We start from the raw sequence: 6,458 nt of genomic DNA on the forward strand, positions 1-6,458 counted from the left end.
CGCCCCCACCTCCCGCCCGTCGCGCCGCCTGCCGGTGGTGATCGCCGCCATCCTGGTCGTCGGCGCCGTCGCTGCCGGCCTGTTCGTGCGCGCCACCCGTGCGCACCAGCTCGAAGCCACCGCGCAATCGCGCAGCATCCCCACCGTGGGCGTGATCCATCCCACGTCGGTGCCGGTGGACGCGCTGGAGCTGCCCGGACGCGTCGAAGCCTGGTCGCGCGCGCCGATCTATGCGCGCGTCAGCGGCTACCTCAAGCGCTGGAACGCGGACATCGGCCAGCCGGTAAAGGCCGGCCAGGTCCTGGCCGAGATCGAAACGCCGGACCTGGACCAGGAACTGAGCCAGGCCCAGGCCGAACTGGCGAGTGCGCGCAGCGATGCCGCCATCGCCAAGGCCGCGGCGGATCGCTGGCAGCGGCTGGTCGACACGCGCCTGGTCTCGCGCCAGGACGCCGACGAACGCGTGGCCACCAGCCAGTCGCGCGAGGCGAGTGCGCAGGCGCTCAACGCCAATGTCGCCCGCGCGCAGACGCTGGCGCGCTACAAGCAGCTCGTCGCGCCGTTCGACGGCGTGGTGACCGAGCGCAATACCGATGTCGGCGCGCTGATCAACACCGGCAGCAGCACCGGCAGCGCGTTGTTCGTGGTCTCGGACCTGAGCCGCCTGCGCGTGTACGTGAGCGTGCCGCAGCGGCAGGTCGCCTCGATCCGCCCGGGCGTGCACGCGCAGCTGGTGGTGCCGGAGCATCCGGGCAAGACGTATGACGCCACCGTGCAGTCGCTCTCGCAGGCGATCGACAGCGATTCCGGCGCGATGCTGGTGCAGCTGGCCGTGGACAACGCCGCCGGCGAACTGCTGCCGGGTGCCTATGCCACCGTGCGTTTCGATGTCGCCAATGGCGGCACCACGCTGGGGCTGCCGCCGAGCGCGCTGATCATCGGCAAGGGCGGCGTGCACCTGGCCGTGGTCGATGCGCAGGGCAAGGCGCAGCTGCGCGAGGTGCGCATCAGCCGGGACCTGGGCAACGTCGTCGAGTTCGCCGATGGCCTGAAAGCGGATGACCGCGTCATCGACAACCCGCCCGATGGCATCGCCACCGGCGATGCGGTGCGCGTGGCCGAGGCCGCGCCGGAGCAGAAGAAGGCCGGCTGAGCCGGCCCCCGCGTCCGCTCCGGTGGGTGGCCGGGGCGGGCGCGGGTCCTGGCAGGCGCTGCGGCGCATTGCCACCAAAGTGCAACATCGCTGGCCTACCGTGCCCCGCTTGGCCCGGTGCTGGCACGGCTGGTGCGGCCGAATGGACTCATTCCCGCCACCTGCCCAGGATCCACCCATGCGCCGCCTTGCTGCTGCCCGCCGTACCTCGTTCCCGCGCCGCCGCGCGCTCGCCCTCCACTGCGCCGGCCTGCTGCTGGCTTCGATCGCCGCGCCGGCCTTCGCCGCCGATGCCGAGCCGCAGTCGGCCGCCGCCGCGCGCGAAGCCAATGCCACCGCCACCTCGCTCGATGCCGTCACCGTCACCGCCGAGCGTCGCGAGGAGAACCTGCAGCAGGTGCCGGTGTCGGTGGGCGTGGTGCAGGGCGCGCAGATGCGCGAGTACACCACGGGCGGCGATGACACCCTGCTGGCGCTGTCCGGCAAGGTGCCCAGCTTCTATGCCGAAACCACCACCGGCCGCATCTTCCCGCGCTTCTACATCCGCGGCCTGGGCAACATCGATTTCTACCTTGGCGCCTCGCAGCCGGTGTCGATCATCCAGGACGACGTCGTGCTCGAACACGTCGTGCTGAAGTCCAACCCGGTCTACGACGTGGACCAGGTGGAAGTGCTGCGCGGCCCGCAGGGTTCGCTGTTCGGCCGCAACACCACGGCGGGCATCGTCAAGTTCGACAGCATCAAGCCGAGCCAGGATTACAGCGGCCGCCTGTCGGCCAGCTACGGCACCTATGGCAGCATCAACCTCGACGGCGGCTTCGGCGGGCCGATCAACGACGTCGCCTCGTTCCGCATCTCGGCGCTGTACCAGCACCGCGACGACTACGTGGACAACGACTTCAACGGCACCAGCGCCGACGGCACCGTCACCCCGAAGAAGGACGCGATGGGCGGTTTCGACGACCGCAACGTGCGCGCCCAGTTGCTGCTGCAGCCCAGCGAGCAGTTCTCGCTGCTGTTCTCCGGCCATGCGCGCGACTACGACGGCACCTCCACGCTGTTCCTGCGCAACGCCCTTGCCAAGGGTTCCAACGACGTCGACGTGGCGCGCGACCGCGTGCGCTATGACGAGGCCGACAACAACCCGCAGGCCTACAAGACCTACGGCGGCTCGATCAAGGCGGCCTACGATTTCGGCGGCGTCGAGCTGACCTCCATCACCGCCTACGAGACCACCTCGGGCTATTCGCGCGGCGATACCGACGGCGGCGCGGCGGCCGACTACCCGGTCAACGGCGTGCCGAACGGCTACGGCCAGTCGATGGGCCAGATCCGCGACCTTGACCAGTGGACGCAGGAGCTGCGCCTGGCCAGCACCGGCGAGCGCGACGTGCAGTGGCAGGTCGGCGCGTTCTGGTTCGATGGCCGCGACACCACCGACTTCTACCAGCGCGCCTGGTTCCTGCAGGGCGCGGCGCGCAACCCGAACAACTGGGTGCGCCTGCGCAACACCAACACCTCGTGGGCCGGCTTCGGCCAGGTGAGCTGGAAGGCCACCGACGCGCTGACCCTGACCGCCGGCGTGCGCGAGACCGAAGACAAGAAGCGCACCCGCCTGCTGAAGACCGCCGACACCGCCGCCGGCGCGGTCACCTACCGCGGCCGCTACGACGTGGAGATGTCGGACACCAAGCCGAGCTGGGACCTCAGCGCGATGTACGAGATCAACCCGCAGCTCAACGTGTACGCGCGCGTGGCCAGCGGCTTCCGCGGCCCGACGATCCAGGGCCGCTCGGCGGTGTTCAACTCGGACTTCACCACCGCCGATTCGGAAACCATCCTGTCGTGGGAAGCGGGCATCAAGAGCAGCCTGTTCGACAACCGCCTGCGCCTGAATGTCACCGGCTTCACCTACACCGTGGACGACATCCAGCTCAACGGCAACGACTCCAATGGCAACGGCGTGCTGTTCAACGCGGACAAGGCCAAGGCCTACGGCCTGGAAGCGGACCTGGACTGGCGTCCGATCCCGAACCTGGCCATCAGCGCCGGCGCCAGCTGGCTGCACAGCGAAATCCAGGACGACCGCGTCTATGCGCAGGTGTGCGCGCTCAACGGCGTGGTGGTGTGCACGGTGAACGACCCGACCATCAAGGTCGGCACCAACACCTTCGCGCAGATCGACGGCAACCCGCTGCCCAACGCGCCCAAGTACAACCTCAACGTCGCCGCGCGCTACGACATCCCGGTCAACGATGGCGGCGCGTTCTTCGTCTCCACCGACTGGAACAAGCAGGGTTACACCAGCTTCGTGCTGTACGACAGCGTCGAGTTCAACGCCGATGGCAACTTCGAGGGCGGCCTCAAGCTGGGCTACACCGGTGGCTATGGCGCGTGGGAAGTGGCGTTGTTCGCGCGCAACATCACCGACGAGAAGAACCTCAAGGGCGTGATCGAGAACTACATGGCCGCGGTGTACAACGACCCGCGCACCGTGGGCGTGTCGTTCAACCTCAACTGGCCGTGAGCCCGCCAGGTGGCGTGCGTAGCCCCGCCGGGGCACGCACGCCCTTCGCGCCTCAGAGCAGCGGTTCGCCCGCCAGTTCGCGCTGGCCGCGCAGCGCCTGCGCCTGCAGGAAGCCGTGGCGCGCCAGGTCGGCGTCGCCGCGGCGTTCGTAGACTTTCCAGGCCAGCCAGGCGACGCGGTAGTCCACGTCGGCATAGGCATCCAGTTCGCCCAGTACGGCGGTGGCGTCCTGCAAGCGGCCCGCATCGAGCAGTACCTGCGCGCGCAGGACGTTGGCGCGCACGCGGTCATTCGCGCTGCCGTCGCGGTCGGCGATGGCCACTGCTTCGGTGGCGGCGGCCAGGGCATCGCTGCGCTGGCCGAAGCGCCGCGCCAGCACGGCCATGGCGAAGGCCCGCTCGTTGGCGCCTTCGGCGGGGGAGGCTTGCGGCGCGGGGGAGGGCGCGGGCTTGCGCGGCGACGGCCGGAACCAGGCATGCGCCACCTCCGCGCTATCGGCGGCCTGCACCGCGATGGCGGCCAGCGTGAACGCCACCGGCGGGGTGGCGGGCGGCGCGCGTGTCGCCAGCCGTGCAGCGCGTGCGTGCTCACCGCGGGCCAGCGCCACGCCCATGCGCAGCGCCGTGACTTCCGGGGGATCGTGCTGGCCGGCGGTCACCGGCCAACGCTGCAAGGCCGTTTCCGCCCGCTGCAGTTCGCCATTGGCCAGCGCCACGCGAACCTGCGCATTGGCCACCACGCCGGTCAGCGTTGGGTCCTCGATCTGCCCGGCCAGCGGCTGCACGCGCGCGATCGTCGCCTGCGCCTGCATCGGCTGCACCATCTCCAGTTGCGCGAGCGCCTTGGCGGAGAGCATCGCGGCGAGGTAGTCATGGATCTGGTAGTGCTCGAAGACCTCGATCGCGCTGTCGTATTCCTGCGCCGCCTGCGGCCAGTGGTTGCGAATGGCTTCGATGCGGCCCAGGTTCGAGCCGACCATCGCCGCCGACACCACGTCGCCGCTCTGGCGCATGGCCACGCGCGCCAGGCCCAGGTCGGCCACCGCGCCTTCCAGGTCCTGCTGCTGCACGCGCGCCACGCCGCGCCCGTTGTAGGCGTTGCCGAGCAGCACTAGTTCGCTGTCCTGCGGCGGCGCGCTGGAGAGCGCCTCCAGGGCTTGTGAGTAGCGCTGCTCGGCGCCGGCCGGGTGGCCTTGCCGCAGCGCCACCGCGCCCAAGCCCATCAATCCCTTGGCGCGCACGGCACGGTCCACCGGACCTGGTTGCGCCAGCACGCGTTCGAACAGCGCCTGCGCGGCGTCGATGCGACCGGCGCGATATTCCAGCTGTCCTTCGCGCACCTGCATCTCGGGTTTGTTGCGTACCTCGGACGGGGCGGCCACGATCTGCTCGCGCGCCGCTTCCAGCTGGCCGACATCCAGTTCGGCGTCGATGCGCTGCAGCCGCTCCTGCAACGGCGTGGGCCCGGCCAGCCGCGGCGCGGCGCGGTCGACGCGATGCAGCCAGGCATCCGTGGCCACGGCCATGGCCTGCAACGGGGTATCGCCCTGCGCCTCGACGCGGACATCCGAGGTTCCGTCCAGCGCACGCAGCTGGACGCGCCAGTGCTCGCCGTTGCGCTGCGCGTGCGGCACGACCAGCCAATGCGCACCGCTGCGCGCGAGCACGTCGAGCAGCTGGGCATCGGTGGGCGCTTCGCTCGCCTGGACCGTCGACGCGGCCTTGTCCGTGCCGGCTTCGAGCGCGGCGCTCAGGTGCAGCGTCTGCTCGGTCGGCGTCACCTTCAGTGCCGCCGCGCGCAGGCGGTCGGCGGCATATTCCATCGCGCCCAGCCGCACCCAGCTGAATTCGGCGCCTGCCGGCGTCACCGTCACCGGCAACACGGTGACGCGATCGGCCGCGGGAGCCGTGCGTGCATCGGCCTGCGACGTGGGGCGCGCGAAGTAGCGCCAGCCCAGCACGGCGAGTACGGCGAGCAGCACCGCTGCGGCCAGCACGATCAGCCACCGTCCCGTGCCGCGGCGAGCCACGGCGGATGCGGGTGTATCGATGGGCGGCGCGGGGACCTCGTGCGCGGTGGCCTCGGCGATTACGTCGGGCAGCGGCGATGGCGCACGTGTCGTCGCAGGCGTCGTCGCCGCCGGATCGGTCGACGTAGCCGCACCGATCTCCTCCACCGGCGCCACCCAGCGATACCCGAAGCCCGGCACGGTGCGCACGAAGGCCTGGCGGTCGCCGGCATCGTCCAGCGCCTTGCGCGCGCGGCGCATGGTCTGGGTGATCACCGTATCGCTGACGTCGGCACGCCCCCAGACCGCGGAGACGAGTTCATCGCGGCCCACCGCGCGTTCGCGGTTGGCCAGCAGGTAGGCCAGGCACTCCAGCGACTTGAGCGGCAGCGCCAGCCGCTGGCCCGAGCGCGAGAGTTCGCGCGAGGCGGGATCAAGTTCGAAGTCGCCGAATCGGTACCGGATCAGGCGCATTCGCCCGGCCTGCCTCGTGGATTTTCAGGGGATTCCCATCCTACGACAGAGCCGCCCCACGATGCGTGCCCGATGCCCGGGTCAGTCCGAGCGGATGCGGAAGGTGATGCGGCGCACAGGTTCGCCGGATAACTCGGGGTGACATTCAAAGCGCAGCGCGCCGACGCCGGCGCGCGCGCTGCGGAACATCCACGCATGGCTGCCGCCGATGCGTGCCGGGTCCTGCTCCACTTCCAGCACCGCGGCGGCCGGGTCCTGCAGCCAGCAGCGGTAGCCCGCCGCGGTGCTGGAAGTGG

Annotated in this window: 4 protein-coding genes; 2 read left to right on the plus strand and 2 right to left on the minus strand. The window is 70.5% G+C overall.

Going from position 1 to position 6,458, the window contains the following annotated elements:
* Positions 1 to 1,153 (plus strand): efflux RND transporter periplasmic adaptor subunit (locus ARC20_RS00935; RefSeq protein WP_202595417.1); only part of this gene is annotated, 1,153 nt, incomplete at its 5' end.
* A 178-nt stretch (positions 1,154 to 1,331) separates the two neighbouring features.
* Positions 1,332 to 3,680, plus strand: coding sequence for a TonB-dependent receptor (locus ARC20_RS00940; protein ID WP_057642960.1), 2,349 nt, complete (start codon positions 1,332 to 1,334; stop codon positions 3,678 to 3,680).
* A gap of 52 nt (positions 3,681 to 3,732) precedes the next feature.
* On the opposite strand, the gene ARC20_RS00945 is transcribed toward ARC20_RS00940, so the two are convergent.
* The gene (locus ARC20_RS00945; protein ID WP_057642962.1) at positions 3,733 to 6,162 is read right to left on the minus strand and encodes a winged helix-turn-helix domain-containing protein; all 2,430 of its coding nucleotides are present in this window, start codon (positions 6,160 to 6,162) and stop codon (positions 3,733 to 3,735) included.
* An 81-nt stretch (positions 6,163 to 6,243) separates the two neighbouring features.
* Positions 6,244 to 6,458 (minus strand): hypothetical protein (locus ARC20_RS18450; RefSeq protein ID WP_161809451.1); only part of this gene is annotated, 215 nt, incomplete at its 5' end.

Origin of the sequence: Stenotrophomonas panacihumi (assembly GCF_001431645.1) — a bacterium.
GTDB classification, from domain to species: domain Bacteria; phylum Pseudomonadota; class Gammaproteobacteria; order Xanthomonadales; family Xanthomonadaceae; genus Stenotrophomonas_A; species Stenotrophomonas_A panacihumi.